Raw genomic sequence first — 19,226 nt, 5'->3', positions numbered from 1 at the left:
GATGCCCGGGTAGTGCCGCAGGTCTCAGGGGTTGCGGGCGCGGGCGACGTCGGCCACCGCGCTGTGTCCGGCCAGCCAGCCGCGCAGGTCGAACGCATGCACCCGGCGGTCCGGCGCGTTGAAGTACAGCGTGGCGTGATCGGACGACAGCCGCGCCTCGATGCCGGTCAGGCCCAGCGGCTGCGGCGTGCTCCAGCCTTCGCCGCGCGCGAAGGCGATGAACAGCTCGCTGCCCGCCGGCCCCGCCGGTGCGCGCTTGGAACTGAAGACGATGAAGGACTGGTCGGGCGCCACCGCCGGATCGAAATCGCCGGTCACGCCGTCGCTGAAGGGCAGGGGCTGCGGCGCCTGGTACTGGCCATGCACGTTGCGGCTGCGGAACAGGCGGAACGCACCCTTGCCATTGGCATCCGGATCCGTGCGCATGAAATAAAGCGTGCCGTCCGCGGCCAGCGCGGGCGCAAACACGGAGGAGTTGGTGTTGAGCAGCGCAGCGATGCGCTGCGGCGTACCCCAGCCGTCCTTGCCGCGCGCCACCTGCCACAGGTTGCCGCCGCGCCCCGGAAAACGCTGGCCGTCGAACACGCCGTCCAGTGCCGCGCCGCCGTCGTGCTCGGGGCGGTTGGAGATAAAGACCAGCGAGGCACCGTCCGGCGCCATCGCCGGCTCGATGTCCTGCCATTGCGTGGAGAACGGCAGCGGCTGCGGCACGGACCAGCGGCCGCCATCGCGCGAGGAGAAGAACAGCCGGTAGGTCTTGTCCACCTGGCGCGTGAACACCACCGAACGATCACCGGGCCCGAACGCCGGCGAGGCGTCCTGGGCGCGGTCCCACGGCCCGGCCACCGGCGCGCCGTCGCGCGCATGCGCATCCAGCCAGGGCGCCAGCGACACCTGCCACAGGTTGTCGCCGTCCTTGTTCCAGTCGGCCTGCTCGCCGGGCACGCGGCGGTCGCTGACGAAGTAGAGGGTGCGGCCGTCCGCGCCCAGTTGCGCACCCATGGCGTGCGTGCCGCCGTTGACGGCGTCGCCAAGGTCCTGCGGCGTGCTCCAACCCTGCGGCGTGGCGAAGGCGATGGCCAGGCGGTACGGCTGCGTCTTCGCACTCTTGATGCTGGCCACCATGAAGGAGCCGTCGTGCGCGATGGCCGGGTCGCGCACGGTCAGGTCGTCCGCGCCGAATGCCACCGGCTCCGCCGCCTGGTAGCGGCCGTCCTTATGCACGGAACGCAGCAGGCGCAGCTGGCCGTCCGCGCCGCAGCCGATGTAATAGAGCGTGCCGTCAGGACCGACGTCGGGTGCGAATACCGAGTGGCAGGTGTTCACCGTATCGGGCAAGCGCTCCGGCGCACCCCAGCCTTGGCCTTGCCGCGCCACGCGCCACAAGTTCATGCCGCGGCCGGGGTAGCTCTTGCCGCCCATCACCGTATCGAGCACTGCCCCCTTGCCGTCGGCCGGACGGTTGGAGGCGAACACCAGGAAGGATCCGTCCGGCGACATGGCCGGATCCGCATCGCGCCACCGGCCGGAGAACGGCGCCGTTCGCGGTTCCGACCAGCCCTGCCCGGTGCGTTGCGAGACCAGGATGGCGTAGTGCTCGTGGTCGCTGCTGCCGCGCGAGAAGTAGACCGTATTGCCATCGGGCAGGAACGCAGCCGGGCCTTCGTCGCCGGCGCCGGAGATCACGCCGGGCGCGAACAGCGCCGCTGCCGTGGGGTTGTCGGTCGCGGCGGCGGTGCCGCCGAAGGTGAGCAGGAAAGCCAGGGGGAGCAGGCGGCGCATCGGTCGTGCCTCGTCATGGGAACCACGGCGAGGCTAGATGCGCACCGGGCGGCGGTCGCGCCTCCGGTGACGAGCGGTGCCGCGAGCGTGACCAGCGGTCGACCGGTCAGGTGGACACGGCCTTGCCCACCCTGCGGCCCGCGCCCAGCCGCCACTTCAGATTGACCCCGAGCGTCCCCGCCACGATCAGGGCCAGCCCCGCCAGTTGCACCGGCGCCAGCCGATGCCCGTAGATCAGGTAATCCAGCAGCAAGGTCACCAGCGGATACACGAACGCCACCACCGCGATGGTCACCACCGGCAGGCGCGGATACGAGGAATAGAACAGCATGTAGACGATGCCGCTGTGGATCACGCCCAGCCCGCACAGCCACCACCAGTGCGTGCCGACGTGGAACACGCCGGGGCTGGAAAATCCCGCCAGCATCAGCACGCCCACCCAGCATTGGATCATCACCAGCGCAAACGGCCGCTCGCGTCCGATCGTGCGCGACATCAGCAAGGAAGCACCGCAGAGCAGCGCGCCCAGCAGGGTCAGGCCGATGCCGATCAGGTACGAGGTGTCGGCGTCGCGCCACAGCTTGAGGGGATCGGCCGAACAGGCCACGCCGATAAAGCCCAGCAGGGTCCAGCCCAGGTCCGCCGGATGCGTGCGCTCGCCCTGCAGCAGCGCGGCGAGGATCAGCATCACGAACGGGAAGAAGTGATAGACCAGGGTGGCCACGCCGATCGACGAACGCGCCATGCCGGCGAACAGCGCCACCCAGTTGAGCACCAGCAGGATGCCGCTGAACACGGCGCCGCGCAGCAGGGCGCGATCCTGCCACAGCCCGCGCAGATAGCCGCGGGCCAGGCCGAGCACCAGCAGGAACAGGCCGCCGAACAGGCAGCGGTAGAACACGGCGGTGACGGCGTCCTGGCCGCTCTCGTGCACGAACACGCCGACCGAGCCGATCAGCAGTTCGGCGAACAGCAGCTGGAGCAGGGCCGCGCGCGAATCGCCGCGGCCGGGCAGGGAGGTCATGGCGTTTTCTCTGTGGGCGACGAGGCCAGCGTAGGCCGCTTGCCTCAACCGATACAGATTCAGATAGGATGAAATTAGACCGATACAGTTGGGAGGGCGCCATGCTGCTCTACGAACGCCTGGCCGGCGAACTGCGCGGCCAGATCGCCCGCGGCGCCCTGCGCGCGGGCGAGCGCCTGCCGTCGATCCGCCAGCTGGCGCAAGGCCATGGCTTGAGTGCGGCCACCGCGGTACAGGCCTGCCTGCAACTGGAACGGGAGGGCCTGGTGCTGGCGCGTCCGCGTTCGGGCTATTACGTGCGGGCCGCCGCGCCGCCGCCGCCCGATGCCAGGCCGATGCGCCGGCGCGCGCCGGGCACGGTGAACAACCCTGCGTTGCAGGAGGTGCTCGACATGCTGGCGCGCGGCGACGTGCTGCCGCTGCACAGCGCCACGCCCTCGCTCGCGCTGTTGCCGCAGGCGGCGCTCACGGCGGCATTGAGCCGCAGCCTGCGCCACCATCCCGCCGTAGCGCTCGACTACGCGCCGCCGCAAGGCCTGCCCGCGCTGCGCCGGCAGATCGCCCGCCGGTATGCGCAATTGGGCGCCGCGGTGTCGCCGGACGAGATCGTGATCACCGCCGGCGCGATGGAAGGCATCAGCCTTGCGCTGCGCACGCTCACTGCGCCGGGCGACGTGGTGCTGGTGGAGACGCCGACGTATCACGGCATTCTGCAGGCCGTAGCGACGTTGCGCTTGAAGGTGCTGGAGGTACCGAACCTGCCCGGGCAGGGCATCGATGCGGTGCGGCTCGATCAACTGCTGCAGCAGAACCGCGTGCGCGCGGCGGTGCTGGTGCCGAACTTCAACAATCCGCTGGGCAGCGTCACCAGCGACGCGGCGAAGCAGGCGCTGCTGGCCAGTTGCGCGCGGCATGGCACGGTGGTGATCGAGGACGACGTCTACGGCGATCTCGCTTGGTCAGGCGAACGCCCATCGCCGCTGCGCCGCTGGGATACGCGCGGCAACGTGATCAGTTGCGGTTCGTTTTCAAAATCGCTGTCGCCGGGCCTGCGCCTGGGCTGGATGGCGGCCGGCGCATGGACGGATGCGCTGGTGCGCGCCAAGTATTTCTCCACCGTCGGCGCGGCCAGCCTGCCGCAGCTGGCGATGGCCGATTACCTGCAGAAGCACGATCTGGAACGCCATCTGCGGCGCCTGCGCCGCGCGCTGGCGGACAACGCGCAGCGCCTGCACGAGGCGATCGCGCGGCACTGGCCGGCGGGCACGCGCGCCTGCGAGCCGCGGGGCGGCCTGTCGCTGTGGCTGCAATTGCCGCCGGGCGGCGATGGCGAGGCTCTGTTCGAGGCGGCGCTGGGGCAGGGCATCGGCACTTCGCCAGGCGTGCTGTTTTCCAGCCGCGGGGATTACCGCGATTGCCTGCGCCTGAGCTGCGGGATGCCGTGGGATGCGCGGCTGGAGCAGGCGCTGAAAAAACTCGGCCAGCTGGCGGCGCGCCAGCTGGCCTGAGCGGACGGGGGCTTATTCCTCGTCTTCTTCTTCCTCTTCGTCTTCCTCGTCTTCCTCGAAGGCTTCGAGCTCTTCGACGCGCACGAAGTTCGGCGCTTCGTCGGCGAAGGCGACGGCACGGCCGTCGGCGCACATCGGGCGGACGCTGCGGCGGCGGGTGCCGCCGGTTTCGGATTCGACCAGGGCGAAGCAGACGATGGCCTGGGCGCTTTCTTCGCCGGCTTCGTCGTAGACGGCGACCCAGCCGGTGGCGGGCATGATCTGGAGGATGTTGTCGAGGTTCGACATGGGGGTTCCCGGTTGGCGAAAGCCGCCTAGAGTGCCGGGTGGGTATGACGCCTGCAAGCGTTGCTTCGCAAGCTTGCCAGGCCCAGGTGCGCGGGCATCGCACGCCGCGGGCCATGTTCCTGGCCTGGCTGGGTTCCTGCCCGTTCCACTGCTTGCGCTCCACCTGTGGCCATCCTCGTGGGTGGCTTCATACCTGAAACCCTTCGTGGCGCCGCCCCATGTTCCTATGCTGTCGCCGCCGCGCTGGCCACGGCACGGCTTGCGTATCGCTGGACGCCGGCCTTCTCGTGCTCGCTCGTGCGAAACAGGCCATTCGCTTGGGCTGGGGTCAACATCCGCTTGCCCATCGTGTCGTGGCGTCCTTCATCGAGCGCTTCCGCCGCGATGGCGCCCAGGTGTGCCAGCGTGGCCTGCATCGGTCCGCACCCCAGGCTGATGCGCCGCACGCCCAACTGTTCCAGCGCCTGCGAGCCCGGTGCGCCCGGATAGCCGGCATAGACGTTGAGCGGCACCGGCAGCCATTGCACGAGCGTTGCGATGTCCGCGGCCTCGGCCAGGCCGGGAACGAAGATGCCATCGGCGCCGGCATCGACATAGGCCAGCGCGCGCTTTCGGGTTTCCTCCAGGCGCGCTTCGGCCGGCAAATCGCTCAGATACGTATCGATGCGCGCATTGATGAAGAAAGGCAGGTCACGATGCCGCGCAATCCTCCGCACGCAGGCAATGCGCTCGCTGAGCACGCCGGGATGCGCCAGCGTCCGCGTGCCCGCTTCGGTGCCGTCTTCGATATTGATGCCCACCACGCCCAGCTGGATCAGCGCCTCGGCCAGGTTGCCGGTGTCCTGGGCATCGAGCGCATAGCCACGTTCGATGTCGACGCTGACCGGCGCGCCGACCACCCGGCAAACGCGCCGGCAGGCCGCCAGCAGATCCTGTACGGGCATCTGCTCGCCGTCGGGATAGCCCAGCGCCCAGGCCATGCCGGCGCTGGTGGTGGCGATCGCCTTGGCGCCCGCGTTTTCGATCACCCTGGCACTGGCGGCATCCCAGGCGTTGGGCAGCATCAATGGCCCTGGGCCGGCATGCAGTTGATGGAAAAGCTCGGCACGCTCTCTCTGTTCGCGGTTCATGCTGCTGGCCTGTGGTTGCGCCCGACGCCGGGCAGGTAAAGCAGACCATGGGGCGGCCCGGCCCGCTGTCAGAATCTTTAGCGACCGCCTCGAGTAACTCCGATGGCGCTTGCATAAGCTCTGCCGACGACCCGGAACAGGGCATACAATCATTCGATGGACTATCAGCTCGTCATCAAGTTCTGGCGCAAATCCCTGGCCGACGAAGCCTTTCTCGCGGCCATCGAGGGCAAGTTGAAGGAGGCCTTGGGCGATGCGGTCGAACTGGAGGGCTACGACGTCAGCCCGAAGGAGATCAATCTTTTCATGCTCACCGCTGACCCGCGGCATGCCTTCCGGCGCGCCAAGGATGTGCTCGATGGATTGGGCGTTCTGAACGGCGTTTCGGCCGCCCACCGCCTGGTCGGCGGCACTCGCTTTACGTCTATCTGGCCGCTGCGCGCCACGCGCAAGTTCAGGCTGCCGTAGCGCCAGTGAAAGCCTGGCAGTGCGTTGCCGAAAAATTCCACGTCCCCAACACTCCCCGTTGACCATCCGGGTGCCACGTTGCGGCCATGGTGCAACCCCATCGCCAGGCCCTGCTGATCGTCGACGTCTTCAACGACTTCCGTTTCGAAGGCGGTACCGGACTGGCAGAGCAGTTCCGCCCGGCGATCCCGCAGCTTGCGCTGTTGCGCGAGCATTTCCGTGGCCGGGGCGTGCCGGTCGTCTACGTCAATGACAACTTCGACCGCTGGCATGAGGACCTGCACGGCGTGGTCGCTTACACGCGCGAAGCCGGCCCTGCCGTATCGCGTGAAGCAGCCGATGCGCTGATGCCGGGGCGCGAGGACGTGCGTCTGCTGAAGTCGCGCCATTCGGCGTTCTACCGCACGCAGCTGCCCGCGCTGCTGGAACACTTGCAGGTCGGGGAGCTGGTGCTGGCGGGCATGGCCGGCGATGCCTGCGTGTTCACCACCGCGCTGGATGCGCACGTGCATGGCTACAAGGTGCAGGTGGTGCGCGATGCCATCGCCAGCCAGACGCAGGCGCGCAACCGGCGCGTGCTGGAGCATTTGCGCGAGACGCTGGGCATGGCCACGCCCGGCGTGGAAGAGCTGGTCAGCCGAATCCCCCGGGAAGGCCGGTGCTGAGGTGGGCGCCGTCGGCGGCGATGCGCACGCGATGGTGCTCGACGCAGGCCTGGCGTTCCCGGGCCAGGCGGTAGCTTTCGCGCAGTTTCCCGTAGCTCAGCAGGTGCATGGCGGTGGCGCAGGTGATGCGCGCCACGTCCAGCAGCGGGCGGAAATGGCTGTGGCGGAACTGCGCGCCATAGCGCGAGGGGATGGGGATGGAAACGACGTCGACGCCGCTTTCGCGGCAGGCGCGGATCAGCAGCGAGGCCTCGTAGGCGAAGCCGTTCGTGGTGGCGGTATCGGCCAGCTCGAGTACGGACGGCGGATACCAGCGCTGGCCGCTCTGCGTGTCGGCGATGCCGCGGGCGCAGGCCCAGGAGATGCCCCAGTCGGCGACGCGGTTGGCGATGTGGCGGGCGCGGGGTTGGCGTTCGGTATCCAGCAGGCGCGCGCCGATCACCACGCTGCCGGGGTGGCGCTTGGCGGCGGCCAGCATATAGGGCACGTCGTCGGCCTGATGCTGGCCGTCGCCGTCCATGGTCAGCACCGCTTCGAAACCGCTCTGCCGCGCGGCGCGCAGGCCGGTGCGCAGCGCCTCGCCCTTGCCGTGCCGGCCCTGGTGGCGCAGCAGGGTCACGCCGGCATGGCGCGCGACGATCTTCGCCGTGGCGTCGGTGGAACCGTCGTCCACCACGCAGATCGGCACGCCCAGCCGTTGCGCACTGGCCAGCACGCCGCCGATGGCGCGTTCCTCGTTGTGGCAGGGGATCACGATGCACCAGCGCGGAAGGGACGACGGCATGACGCGCTCCTGGGCGGCCTGAGGGCAAGCCAGTGTCGGCATCCTTGCCGTGGCGGAGCGTGAAAAACGTATGCCTTTGCCCGTTAACGCGCTAACGCGTGTGCGGATCCGTCCGGTTCAATCCGCTCGCGAAGGGCCGCCGTATTGCAGCGTGTCGGAGATATCCGCCGCCGCCTGGCGCAGATGCTCCAGCGTCAGCTTCTCGCTGATCGCCGAAGCGCGCCGCTCGATGAACGGCACCGTCAGCGCGCACACCGCGCTGCCGTGCTGCATCACCGGCGCCGACAGGTCGGTCACGCCGTCGACGATATGGCTGGGTGCGGTGGCGTAGCCGCGCGAATGCACCAGCGCGGCGTGCTTTAGCAGTTTCTTGCGGTCGAGCTCGGGTTCGTGCGCGGCGATCATGTCCAGCCACAGCTTCTGCACTTCGTCGGTCTGGAACGCCAGCAGCACGTGGCCGGAGGTGGCCTGCGACATCGGGCGGCGGTGGCCGACGCGCACCACCAGGCCGATCTCGCCGGGCGGGTCGATGCGCGCGATCACCACGATCTGCTCGCGCGAGGGCACCACCAGGTGGCAGGACTGGTCGACCGAGTGGGCCAGGCGATGCATGACAGGCAAGGCCGCTTCGACCGCAGTCTTCAGCGGCGGCTGCTCCATCCCCAGGCGGAACAGGCGCGGCGTGATCGAGTAACCGGAGTCGCCCTCGCCGCGCATGATGTAGTCGCGCTCCTCCAGCACCTGCAGCATGCGGAAGATCTCGCCGCGGGACCGGCCTACGCCCTCGGAGACCTCGGCGATGCTCAGCGGCACCGGCGAGCCGGCGAGCAGCTCCAGGATGTCCAGGCCTTTGTCCAGCGCGGGCGCGCGGTACTTGGGTGTGCTCTGCTTGGGCATGATGCTGGGGTCCCCTCGATGATCCCTTCGATGACCGGCAAGATTGCCTCAGCGCGTCCTGCAGCGCCACGCAGCGGCCCCTTGCTGCGTTGCATCTTGTGTTACGGGTGAATTTGCTGTTCATATTTGCACAATCTGTCGCGACTTGTCCCTCCAGGGGACGCCAGCCAGCGGGGTAGGCAGTTTGGACACGACAACGCAAACGCCGCAGCTGGCGGCGCCCTCGACGCGGGCAGCCGGCCATTCGTGGATTCCCCTGGCGCTGATCGTCAGCCTGTTCTTCCTGTGGGGCGTGGCCAACAACCTCAACGACGTGCTGATCCCGCAGTTCAAGAAGGCGTTCGTGCTGAACGACTTCCAGGCGGGCCTGGTACAGAGCGCGTTCTACCTGGGCTACTTCCTGGTGGCGATGCCGGCCGGCATCTATATGCGCCGCTTCGGCTACAAGAGCGCGGTGGTGTTCGGGCTGGCGCTGTACGGGCTGGGCGCCTTGCTGTTCTGGCCGGCGGCGGAGCAGGGCACGTACGGTTTCTTTCTGTTCGCGCTGTTCGTGATCGCCAGCGGGCTGGCTTTCCTGGAGACCTCCGCCAATCCGTTCGTGACTTTGCTCGGGCCGCGAGAGACGGCCGCGCGCCGCCTGAACCTGGCGCAGGCTTTCAATCCGCTGGGTTCGATCACCGGCATCCTGATCGGCCAGCACTTCATCTTTTCCGGTGTCGAACACACGCCCGAACAACTCGCCGCCTTGAGCGCCGCCGAGCGCGCCGCTTTCGTCGCGCACGAGACCGCGGCGGTGCAGCTGCCATACCTGGCCATCGGCCTGGTGGTGCTGGCCTGGGGGCTGCTGATCGTGCTCACGCGCTTTCCCGCCGTGCATGCGGTGGGAGAGGGTGGCGCGGCGCAAGGCCAAGGCGTGCTGGCGCGCCTGCTGGGCGACCGCCGCTTCCTCGCCACGCTGGCCGCGCAGTTCTTCTACGTGGGCGCGCAGGTGGGCGTGTGGAGCTACCTGATCCGCTACGTGCAGGCAACCGTGCCCGGCACGCCGGCCAAGCTCGCCGCCAACTATATGCTCGTGTCCCTCGCCTGCTTCATGGCCGGGCGCTTCGCCGGCGGCGCGCTGATGCGCTATGTCGCGCCGCGCCGGTTGCTCGCGCTGTTCGCCGCGGTGAACGTGGTGCTCACCGTGTTCGCGGTGGCGGTGCCCGGAGCGCTGGGCGCCTGCGCGCTGGTGGCGTGCAGCTTCTTCATGTCGGTGATGTATCCCACCATCTTCGCGCTGGGCGTGGAAGGCCGCGGCGACGACGAGCGCAAGCTCGGTTCGGCCCTGCTGGTGATGACCATCATCGGCGGCGCGGTGCTGACGGCGGTGATGGGCGCGGTGTCGGATGCCGCGGACATCGCGCGCGCCATGCTGGTGCCGGCGGTGAGCTTCGTGGTGATCCTGCTGTTCGCGCGCATGCGCGGCGCGGCGGAGCGCTGACATGCCGCGCATGTACTTCGCGCTGGATCTTCGCGACGACCCGGCGCTGATCGCCGAATACGAACGCTGGCACCGGCCGGAGCAGATCTGGCCGGAGATCGTCGCCTCGATCCGCGATGCAGGCGTGCGCGACCTGGAGATCTTCCGCACCGGCAACCGCCTGGTGCTGGTGATGGACGTGGCCGAGGATTTCGACGGCGCCGCAAAGGCCGCCGCCGATGCCGCCAACCCGCGCGTGCAGGCGTGGGAGGCCTTGATGGACAGCTTCCAGCAACGCCTGCCGTGGGCGCAGCCTGGACAGAAATGGGTGCCGATGGCGCCGATCTTCTCCTTGCGCGATTGCCCCTGAGCCATCGTTTCCGGCGTGCGCATGGCGCCCGGATGATATGCATCGCGCATGTTTCGCAACCGGCTTCCGATCATCGCGATCGGCGACCGCGACGGCATCGCGCGACATTCTGTTTGGACGTCCAAATATTTTTAGATTGCGCAATCTTTCAAGTCTTCGGCGCATCAATGTCACGGCTCGCGTGACGGAAAAGATCAGCGACAAAGCGTTACCGGAAAATAGAGTGACGCAGCTCGCAACTCCGCGCGGCACTACTTTTCGTTGCTCAAAACCTGCGTAGTCTCACGGAAGCATTCTTGGATGGCCCGCATCGGCTTCCATCCGTGAATGCCAATCAACGGTTGCGTTCACGCCTCATCGCCAGGAAGCGACGGGCCTGGACGCGGCCCCAGACAGCGAGGTGCAGGGGGCATCCGGAAGCAGCGTTTCGCCCGGCAAAGCATGTGTTCCTGCCATGGCGCGTCCGCCGCGCCACGGGAAAGTGCTGCCCCGCGAAAACGTTCCACCTTCCCGTGTTCCCATGCAGCGCCATGGGAGAAAGCAATGGGCCAGTGCCCGCGCGTGCGGAAACCCAGTCCGAGCCAGCCGTGCAGGTTGCTGCCGGTGGCCGCGCGGATGCATGCCGTGGCAAACGTTGATGCGCGCGCGTGCGCACATGCCCTGCGCGAAAAATCACCAGAGCAGATGGCGAGTATCGCAGGCACGCAGTGCCCTGGCGTTTTTCGCCGGTGGGCGTGCCATCGCGCGCATCGCCGGTTCGACCACGATCACGCATCGCGCTTTCCGGCGCGCGGTTTCGCGCGCACTCCGGCAGCGGCGGTGGAAACGAATGGAAAGGGGCGGCCTTCCCAGGAAGGGAAGTGGCATACGCAAAGGACACGTATCCACAGATGGAAGCCATACGGGAGTAGTCGACAATGACGTTGGTCGAGCACAAGCGATTCCAGCGCCCGCCGATCCAGGGGATCCCCATCCAACCATGTCGCGGCCTCGCGCCGCTTCCGCGCTTATGAGCGACTGATCCGGGCCATGTCCCGGGCACCGTCGCCGTGATGTTCGCGCTCGTCGCGAACGCCTGAAACACACGGGCCGCGGAACCACAACCTGCACGCGCGCCGCAGGCGCCGATAGCGCGGAACCCGATGGCGGTTGCGCGCTCCGGGTCTTTGCGCGCCCGCGTCGCCGGATCCGCGCGCCTCCTTGATTTGCACTCGCCCCATGCAAGGAGATCGTCATGAACAAGATTTACGGCAAGGTCTGGAACCGCGCGCTGCAGCAGCTCGTGGTGGTGTCGGAGCTGGCGACGAGCCGGCGTGGCGCCAGTACCAAGGGCGATGCGCGCGGCGTGCTGCGTCCGTTGGGCGCGGGCGTGTTCACCGCGATGGTCGCGTTTGGCTGGGTCGGGTGGTCGGCGACAGCGCAGGCGCAGTCGGTGGATTGCTCGGCGGCGCCTTACAACGCCTATAACAGTACCGCTGCGTGCATGGGCCTCAGTTCCGCGGCAAGCGGCGTAGGAGCCACCGCGCTCGGTTCGCTTGCGCATGCCGACGTGCTGGGCGCACTGGCGGTGGGGTACAACTCGCACGCGGCAGCCCAGAACGGCATCTCCCTCGGCTTCCAGGCATACACGACCGGCGTCAATTCGATCTATCTCGGTGCACGCACGGCAGCGGGCACTGGTGCGCTCGCCAATAGCTCCATCGGTATAGGCCAGGACGTCACCGCCTCCGGCGTCAGTGGTGTCGCCATCGGTACGGTCGCGAAAGCTGTCGGCGGCAACGCGGTGTCCATCGGCGCTCTCAGTTCCGTCGATGTCAACTCCGGCAACAGCGTGGCGATCGGTCCTTCGGCCAGCGCGACCGGCGCCATCAATGCCGTAGCCCTTGGTTCCGGCGCCGCGGCAAGTACGGGCCAGGCCACTGCGCTGGGCGCATCCAGCAAAGCTTCGGCTGATGGCGCAACGGCGGTCGGCTTGTCATCGCAAAGCACCGCCACTCATGCGACCGCCGCCGGTTGGCAAGCTTATGCAACAGCGCTCAATGCGGTTTATCTTGGCGCGCGCACCGTGGGTACTGGCGCGTCGGCCGAATCGGCCATCGCCATCGGTACGGACGTGAGCGTGTCAGGCCAGTACTCGATCGGCATGGGCCTGCAGTCGGCGGTGAGCGGTGTCAATGCCGTAGCGATCGGCTATTTGACCAAGGCGAGTGGGCAAGGTGCCGTCGTCCTGGGCTCAGGAGCCAATGGTTCTGCTTTGAACGCGATCGCTCAAGGCGCTGGTGCGATCGCTTCCGGCACTAATTCGATTTATCTCGGAGCGCGCACGGCCGCCAATACAGGGGCCACCGCGGGAAGCGCGGTGGCTATCGGTACGGACGTGACATCCAGCGGCGCGGGTTCCGTCGCTATCGGCGTACAGTCCCTCGCCAATAAGGATTACGCGGTAGGCCTGGGTGTGAGAGCCAATGCCACGGGCGTGGGGGCCACCGCGATCGGTGCAAATGCCACCGCGAGTGCGACGGCCAGCGGGGATAACTCCATCGCCATTGGCGGGCAGTCTGCCTCTTCCGCCACCAACGCGATCGCCATCGGCACCGCCACGGTCGCCAATGCGGGCGATGCCGTGGCGATCGGCAACGGCTCGACCGCCACCGGCGGCAAGGCCGTCGCGGTCGGCTCCGGCAACGTCGCCAGCGGCAATGGCGCTGTCGCCATTGGCGATCCCAATACCGCCACCGGCAACGGCGCGATCGCCAGCGGCCTGGACAACACCGCCACCGGCAACGGCTCGGTCGCGATGGGTAACACCAACATGGTCGGCGGCGGTGGGCAAGCGGTGGGTACGGCCGGAACCGCGGCGCAGGGCGCGGTCGGCATCGGCTACCAGAACACGGTGGTCGGCCAGGGCAGTATCGCGATCGGCAGCACCAGCCAGGCGCTGGCCGCCGGTGCCGTGGCGTTCGGCGATACGGCGGTGGCCAACACCAACCAGAGCATCGCGATCGGTACCAGTTCGAGTGCCACCGGCGGGAGCGCCATCGCCATCGGCCGGATCAGCACCGCGAACGGGACGAATGCGGTGGCCCTGGGTGCCGGCGCCGGCGCGAACGCCAACAGCACGCTGGCACTCGGAAACTCGGCCGCCGCCAACAATGTCGGCGACGTGGCGCTGGGCAACGGGTCCACCACCGCTGCCGCGGTCGGTACGGCCAGCTACACCATCGCCGGCACCACCTACAACTTCGCCGGCACCACACCGACCAGCACCGTGAGCGTCGGCAGTGGTACCAATCAGCGCACCATCACCAATGTCGCCGCCGGCCGCATCAGCGGCAGCAGCACGGATGCGATCAACGGCTCGCAGCTCTATGCGCTGACGCAGGCGGTCAATGCGGTCGCGACCAGCGCGCCTACGCACTACTTCAGCGTCACCGACGGTGGCACGCAGCAGGCCAATTACCTCAACAACGGTGCCACTTCCCCCAACGCTATTGCCATCGGACCGGGCGCCGCTGCTTCGGGCACCTACGCCGCGGCCATCGGCATGAATGCAAAGGCAGGCGGCGATTGGGCGGTGGCGCTCGGACAGAACACCAACGCCACGGTGCAAACGGCTACGGCCCTGGGAGCCGGCAGCACAGCCAGCGCCACCTTCGCGCTGGCGTCAGGGTTCCAGGCGTCGGCCACCGGCTCGGGGGCCTCTGCCGTCGGCCTTCATTCCAACGCTTCCGCCCAGAACGCCGTGGCAGTGGGTAACGGCGCAGCCTCGTCCGCGGTCGATAGCATCGCGATCGGTACCAGCGCTGCTTCCACCGGACCATCGGGAGGCGCTATCGCGATCGGAGGCAACGCCAACGCGAACGGCTCGTTCGCCACCGCCATCGGTATCGGCGCGAAGGCGACCGGCGATTGGGCGACGAGCTTCGGTCAAGGAGCGAACGCCTCGGTCCAGCAGGCCACCGCTCTTGGTGCCAGCAGCGTCGCCTCAGCCAATTTTGCGTTTGCCGCGGGTTTCCAGACTTCCGCGTCGGGGGCTGCCGCAACGGCGGTCGGGCTTCATGCGAATGCGTCTGGCCAGAACGCGATAGCGGTCGGCAATGCGGCGACTTCGTCGGCGGCCAATGCGACCGCGGTCGGCAATGCTTCGCAGGCGCTCGCCGCATCTACCGTGGCTCTGGGCGACACCAATACTGTCGCGGCGGGCGCGGGTACAGGCTCGATCGCCGGCGGCCACAACTCGCAGGTGCTCGGCGGCACCGGCGCGGTGGCGCTGGGCGAAAGCCAGACCGTCAACGGCAATGGCGCGGTGGCGATCGGCGATCCGAACTCCGCCACCGGCAACGGCGCCGTCACCGTGGGTTCGAACAACACCTCCAACGGCGACGGTGCGGTGGCGATCGGCAACGGCAACAACGCGCAGGGCGTGGGCTCGGTCGCGCTGGGCAACGGCAGTGCCGCGCAGGCGGCGGGCGGCGTGGCGTTCGGCAACGGTGCCGTCGCCACCAATGCCAACGATGTGGCGCTGGGCTCCGGATCCACCACCACCACGGCGGTGGGCACGGCTAGCTACACCATCGCCGGCACCACCTACAACTTCGCAGGCACCACGCCGGCGAGCACGGTGAGCGTGGGCGCGGGCGGTGCCGAGCGCACCATCACCAACGTGGCCGCCGGGCGCATCAGCAACAGCAGCACCGATGCGATCAACGGCTCGCAGCTGTGGGCGACCAACCAGGCGGTCGACAACCTCAGCAACGTGGTGGCGGCGGGTGCAACGCATTACTACAGCGTCAACGACAACGGCACGCAGGGCGGCAACTACGCCAACAACGGCGCGACCGGCGTCAATGCGCTGGCCGCGGGCGTCGGTTCCACTGCCGCGGCCGATCGCAGCACCTCGCTGGGACAGGGCACAAGCGTATCGATACTGGGCGGCGTCGCGCTCGGCGCAGGCGCGGTGTCCGACCGGGCAATCGCGCCGGCCTCCGGCTCGATCATCGTCGGCACCAATGTGATTCCGTACAACACCACGGACCGCAACCTGCTCGGCGCGGTGTCGGTGGGCAACACCACCGACTTCCGCCAGATCACCAACCTGGCGGACGGCACGCAGGACCAGGATGCGGTGAGCCTGCGCCAGCTGAAGGGTGCGATGAGCTCGTTCTCGGTGACGCCGATCAAGTACTTCCACGCCAATTCCAGCGCGACCGACTCACTGGCCGCCGGTGCGGAGTCGGTAGCCATCGGTCCGCAGACCACCGTCAATGGCGACAACGGCATCGGCATGGGCAACGGTGCGATCGTGCAGCAGACCGCGCCGGGCGGCACGGCGATCGGCCAGAACGCCACGGTGAACCTGGCTGACGGCGTGGCGCTGGGCACCAATGCCACCTCCAACGGCATCCAGGCGGTGGCCATCGGCCAGGGCTCGCAGGCGGCGTTCGCCGGCAGCGTGGCGCTGGGCGCGGGTTCGGTCACGGCCGCGGCGGTGGGTACGCCCAACACGGTGATCAACGGCCAGACCTACGCTTTCGCCGGCACCACGCCGGGCAGCACCATCAGCGTCGGTACCACCGGTGCGGAGCGCACCATCACCAACGTGGCCGCCGGCCGCCTGGACCAGAACAGCACCGATGCGATCAACGGCTCGCAGCTGTACCAGACCAACCAGGCGATCGGCACGGTAGGCACCAGCGTCACCAATCTGGGCAATACCGTCACCAACCTGGGCAACTCGATCGCCACCAGCTACGGCGGCAACACCACCTACGATCCGGCCACCGGCACGCTCAATACCAGCATCACCTACGGCGGCAACACCTACAGCTCGCTGCAGCAGGTGTTCAACCAGATCAACACCGGCGGCATCAAGTATTTCCACGCCAACTCCAACCTGGCCGATTCGCTGCCCAATGGCCTGAACAGCGTGGCGATCGGCCCGGTGTCGACGGCCAACACGGAGAACGCGGTGTCGATCGGCAATGGCGCCACCGCCGGCGCGAACGTGGGCGACGTGGCGCTGGGCGCGGGTTCGAGCACCGCGGCCGTAGTGCAGACCGGCAGCGGCACCATCGCCGGCAACACCTACACCTATGCCGGCACGACGCCGACCAGCACGGTGAGCGTGGGTGCGCCGGGTGCCGAACGCACCGTCACCAACGTGGCCGCGGGCCAGGTCAACGGCAACAGCACCGATGCCATCAACGGCTCGCAGCTGTACGCCACCAACCAGGCGATCGACACGTTGAACAGCACCGTGATCGCCAACGCCACGCACTACTACAGCGTCAACGACGGCGGCACGCAGGGCGGCAACTACGCCAACAACGGCGCGACGGGTGCCAACTCGCTGGCCGCGGGCGTGGGCGCCACGGCCACGGCGGCTTCCGGTACTTCGCTGGGCCAGAATACCGGGGTATCGGTGCTGGGCGGCGTGGCGCTGGGTTCGGGAGCGGTGTCCGATCGTGCGATCGCGCCGGCGTCCGGCTCGATCATCGTCGGCACCAATGTGATTCCGTACAACACCACGGACCGCAACCTGCTCGGCGCGGTGTCGGTGGGCAACACCACCGACTTCCGCCAGATCACCAACGTGGCGGACGGCACGCTCGACCAGGATGCCGTGACCTTGCGCCAGTTGAAGGGTGCGATGTCCTCGTTCTCGGTCACGCCGATCAAGTACTTCCACGCCAACTCCACCGCGAGCGATTCGCTGGCGGCGGGTGCGGAGTCCGTGGCGGTCGGCCCGAAGACCACGGTCAACGGCGACAACGGCGTAGGCATCGGCAACGGTGCGATCGTGCAGCAGACGGCTCCGGGCGGCACGGCGATCGGCCAGAACGCCACGGTGAACCTGGCCGATGGCGTGGCGCTCGGTACCAATGCCACCTCCAACGGTATCCAGGCGATGGCGCTGGGCGCGGGTACGGAAGCGGCATTCGCCGGCAGCGTGGCGCTCGGCGCGGGTTCGAAGACCGACGCGGCGGTGGGTACGGCCAGCGCAACCTTGGCGGGCACCACCTACAACTTCGCCGGCGCGACGCCGGGTTCGACGGTGAGCGTGGGCAGCGTGGGCGCGGAGCGCACGCTTACCAACGTGGCGGCGGGCCGCATCAGCGGCAGCAGCACGGATGCGATCAACGGCTCGCAGCTGTTCGCCACCAACCAGACCCTGCAGCAGCTCTACACCAGCCTGCAGAACCTGACCAACACGGTGAACAACCTGCCGTCGCAGGGGCCGGGCACTACCAACAACACCTACCAGACCAGCGTCGACAACACCAAGAACGCCACCGCCACCGGCAACAACTCCACCGCGGCCGGCGCCAACTCCAACGCCTCGGGCAACAACAGCACGGCGATCGGCGGCAACTCCAGCGCCACCGGCGACAACAGCGTGGCGATCGGCGCCAACTCGGTAGCCAATACCGCCAATACCGTGTCGGTCGGTTCGGTGGGCCACGAGCGCACCGTCACCAACGTGGCGGCCGGCACCAACGCTACCGACGCGGTGAACGTGGGCCAGCTCAACGACGCCATCCAGAGCGCCAAGAACTGGTCGAAGGACTACGTCGACCAGCGCTTCCAGTCGGTGGACCGCGACCTCAACCGCATCGGCAACCGCGCCAATGCCGGCATCGCCTCGGCCATGGCCATGGCCAGCCTGCCGCAGGCCTACCAGCCGAACCAGAGTTCGGCCGGCGTGGCGCTGGGCACGTTCCACGGCGAGAACGGCATTGCGGTCGGCGTGTCCACCATCACCGAGAGCGGCCGCTACGTATTCAAGCTCAATGCCACCACCAACTCGCGCGGCGATGCCGGCGCCGGCGTCGGCGCGGGGGTGGTGTGGTGAGCGCGAACAAGACCATGAGCGATCTTCAAGGAGTCCATTCCATGCGTATCTCGATCAAGCACCTCGCCCTGGCCTCGTTCGCGCTGGCCCTGGCCGCCTGCGGCAATGTGAGCCACGACATCGCCAAGGATGGCGGCTCGGCTGGCCAGATGGTCTGGCCGGAGCCCGGCGACACCACGCCGATGCACAAGGGCGGCACCTTCCCGAACCTGGCCAACCTGCGGCAGATCAAGGCCGGCCTCAACAAGCCGCAGGTGTCCGACCTGATCGGCTATCCGCATTTCAGCGAAGGCGTGTGGGGCGTGCGCGAGTGGAACTACCTGTTCAACTTCCGCAAACCCGGCAGCGACGAAGTAACGGTGTGCCAGTACAAGGTGCTGTTCGACGAAAACAAGCTGGCGCGCAGCTTCTACTGGAAACCGGAGTCCTGCGCGGCCTTGCTGGATGAGCCGAAGCCGCCGGCGCCCGCACCCGTGGCGGCGGCAAGCAAGCCGCGCGTACTTTCCGCCGATGCACTGTTCGCATTCGACAAGTCCGAGCTGTCGCCAACGGGCCGCCGCACGGTGGACGACCTCGCCGCGGAACTGAGCGGGCAGGGCGACAAACTGCGCTCGGTACGCATCGACGGCTACACCGACCGCCTGGGCAGCGATGCCTACAACCAGCAGCTATCGCAGCGCCGCGCCGAATCGGTAAAAGCCGAACTGGTACGCGCCGGCGTGCCGGCACAGCGGATCAGCGCCGAAGGACATGGCAAGGCGGACCAAGTGAAGGACTGCCCCGACGGCCGGCGCGCGGAACTGATCGCCTGCCTGGCACCGAACCGACGAGTGGAAGTGAAGGTCGACAGCGTGGAGTAGTGCACTGCATAGGGCGTCTCTTCCCTTCGCGGTGAGCGAAGGGAAGAGACGCATTGCATCGGGATTCAGCGCCCCGCTCCGCCCGGCCCCTCACCCCGACCCTCTCCCCGGAGGGGAGAGGGAGAAGTGTGGTGGCGTC

Annotated in this window: 13 protein-coding genes; 7 read left to right on the top strand and 6 right to left on the bottom strand. The window is 68.1% G+C overall.

Going from position 1 to position 19,226, the window contains the following annotated elements; all coding sequences use genetic code 11:
- Window positions 1–24: 24 nt before the first annotated feature.
- Both ISN75_RS13680 and ISN75_RS13675 read right to left on the bottom strand, forming a co-directional pair.
- The gene (locus ISN75_RS13680; protein ID WP_343820142.1) at window positions 25–1,782 is read right to left on the bottom strand and encodes a hypothetical protein; all 1,758 of its coding nucleotides are present in this window, start codon (window positions 1,780–1,782) and stop codon (window positions 25–27) included.
- A gap of 106 nt (window positions 1,783–1,888) precedes the next feature.
- Entirely contained in the window at window positions 1,889–2,806 is a 918-nt protein-coding gene (locus tag ISN75_RS13675; protein ID WP_167254665.1) for a DMT family transporter, read from the bottom strand.
- Between the two features lie 101 nt (window positions 2,807–2,907).
- Here ISN75_RS13675 and ISN75_RS13670 point away from each other — a divergent pair, with 101 nt between their 5' ends.
- Entirely contained in the window at window positions 2,908–4,314 is a 1,407-nt protein-coding gene (locus ISN75_RS13670; RefSeq protein WP_167254667.1) for a PLP-dependent aminotransferase family protein, read from the top strand.
- Between the two features lie 12 nt (window positions 4,315–4,326).
- Here the strand turns inward: ISN75_RS13670 and ISN75_RS13665 are convergent, their stop codons facing one another.
- Window positions 4,327–4,602, bottom strand: coding sequence for a hypothetical protein (locus tag ISN75_RS13665; protein WP_167254669.1), 276 nt, complete (start codon window positions 4,600–4,602; stop codon window positions 4,327–4,329).
- Window positions 4,603–4,826: 224 nt separating this feature from the next.
- A complete protein-coding gene (locus tag ISN75_RS13660) occupies window positions 4,827–5,732 on the bottom strand; it encodes an isocitrate lyase/phosphoenolpyruvate mutase family protein (RefSeq protein WP_343820139.1) in 906 nt (301 codons plus the stop codon).
- Window positions 5,733–5,888: 156 nt separating this feature from the next.
- Between ISN75_RS13660 and ISN75_RS13655 the strand changes: the two genes are divergently transcribed.
- Together ISN75_RS13655 and ISN75_RS13650 are read left to right on the top strand one after the other, a co-directional pair.
- On the top strand, window positions 5,889–6,200 hold the full coding sequence (locus ISN75_RS13655) for a hypothetical protein (protein WP_167254673.1): 312 nt from the start codon (window positions 5,889–5,891) through the stop codon (window positions 6,198–6,200).
- A gap of 86 nt (window positions 6,201–6,286) precedes the next feature.
- Entirely contained in the window at window positions 6,287–6,865 is a 579-nt protein-coding gene (locus ISN75_RS13650) for a cysteine hydrolase family protein (protein ID WP_167254675.1), read from the top strand.
- Here the strand turns inward: ISN75_RS13650 and ISN75_RS13645 are convergent.
- Together ISN75_RS13645 and ISN75_RS13640 are read right to left on the bottom strand one after the other, a co-directional pair.
- Window positions 6,834–7,649, bottom strand: coding sequence for a glycosyltransferase family 2 protein (locus ISN75_RS13645; protein WP_167254677.1), 816 nt, complete (start codon window positions 7,647–7,649; stop codon window positions 6,834–6,836). The two genes, ISN75_RS13650 and ISN75_RS13645, sit on opposite strands and share 32 nt — an antisense overlap.
- A gap of 117 nt (window positions 7,650–7,766) precedes the next feature.
- A complete protein-coding gene (locus ISN75_RS13640; RefSeq protein ID WP_167254679.1) occupies window positions 7,767–8,546 on the bottom strand; it encodes an IclR family transcriptional regulator in 780 nt (259 codons plus the stop codon).
- Window positions 8,547–8,757: 211 nt separating this feature from the next.
- Between ISN75_RS13640 and fucP the strand changes: the two genes are divergently transcribed.
- From fucP to ISN75_RS13620, 4 genes are all read left to right on the top strand, one after another.
- Window positions 8,758–10,026 (top strand): L-fucose:H+ symporter permease, encoded by a 1,269-nt coding sequence (fucP, locus tag ISN75_RS13635; protein WP_343820163.1) that lies wholly within the window; start codon window positions 8,758–8,760, stop codon window positions 10,024–10,026.
- Between the two features lies 1 nt (window position 10,027).
- Complete coding sequence (locus ISN75_RS13630; protein WP_167254681.1) at window positions 10,028–10,375, top strand: L-rhamnose mutarotase; 348 nt, start codon at window positions 10,028–10,030, stop codon at window positions 10,373–10,375.
- Between the two features lie 1,234 nt (window positions 10,376–11,609).
- On the top strand, window positions 11,610–18,227 hold the full coding sequence (locus tag ISN75_RS13625) for an ESPR-type extended signal peptide-containing protein (RefSeq protein WP_167254683.1): 6,618 nt from the start codon (window positions 11,610–11,612) through the stop codon (window positions 18,225–18,227).
- 41 nt (window positions 18,228–18,268) lie between these two features.
- Window positions 18,269–19,087: an OmpA family protein gene (locus tag ISN75_RS13620; protein ID WP_343820136.1), complete on the top strand. Its 819-nt coding sequence runs from the start codon at window positions 18,269–18,271 to the stop codon at window positions 19,085–19,087.
- The last annotated feature ends 139 nt before the right edge of the window (window positions 19,088–19,226 follow it).

It is taken from the genome of Dyella marensis (assembly GCF_049532885.1).
Lineage (GTDB): Bacteria > Pseudomonadota > Gammaproteobacteria > Xanthomonadales > Rhodanobacteraceae > Dyella_D > Dyella_D marensis.
The sequence above is the reverse complement of the archived record's forward strand: the minus strand, read 5'-3'. Positions and strand labels throughout refer to the sequence as shown.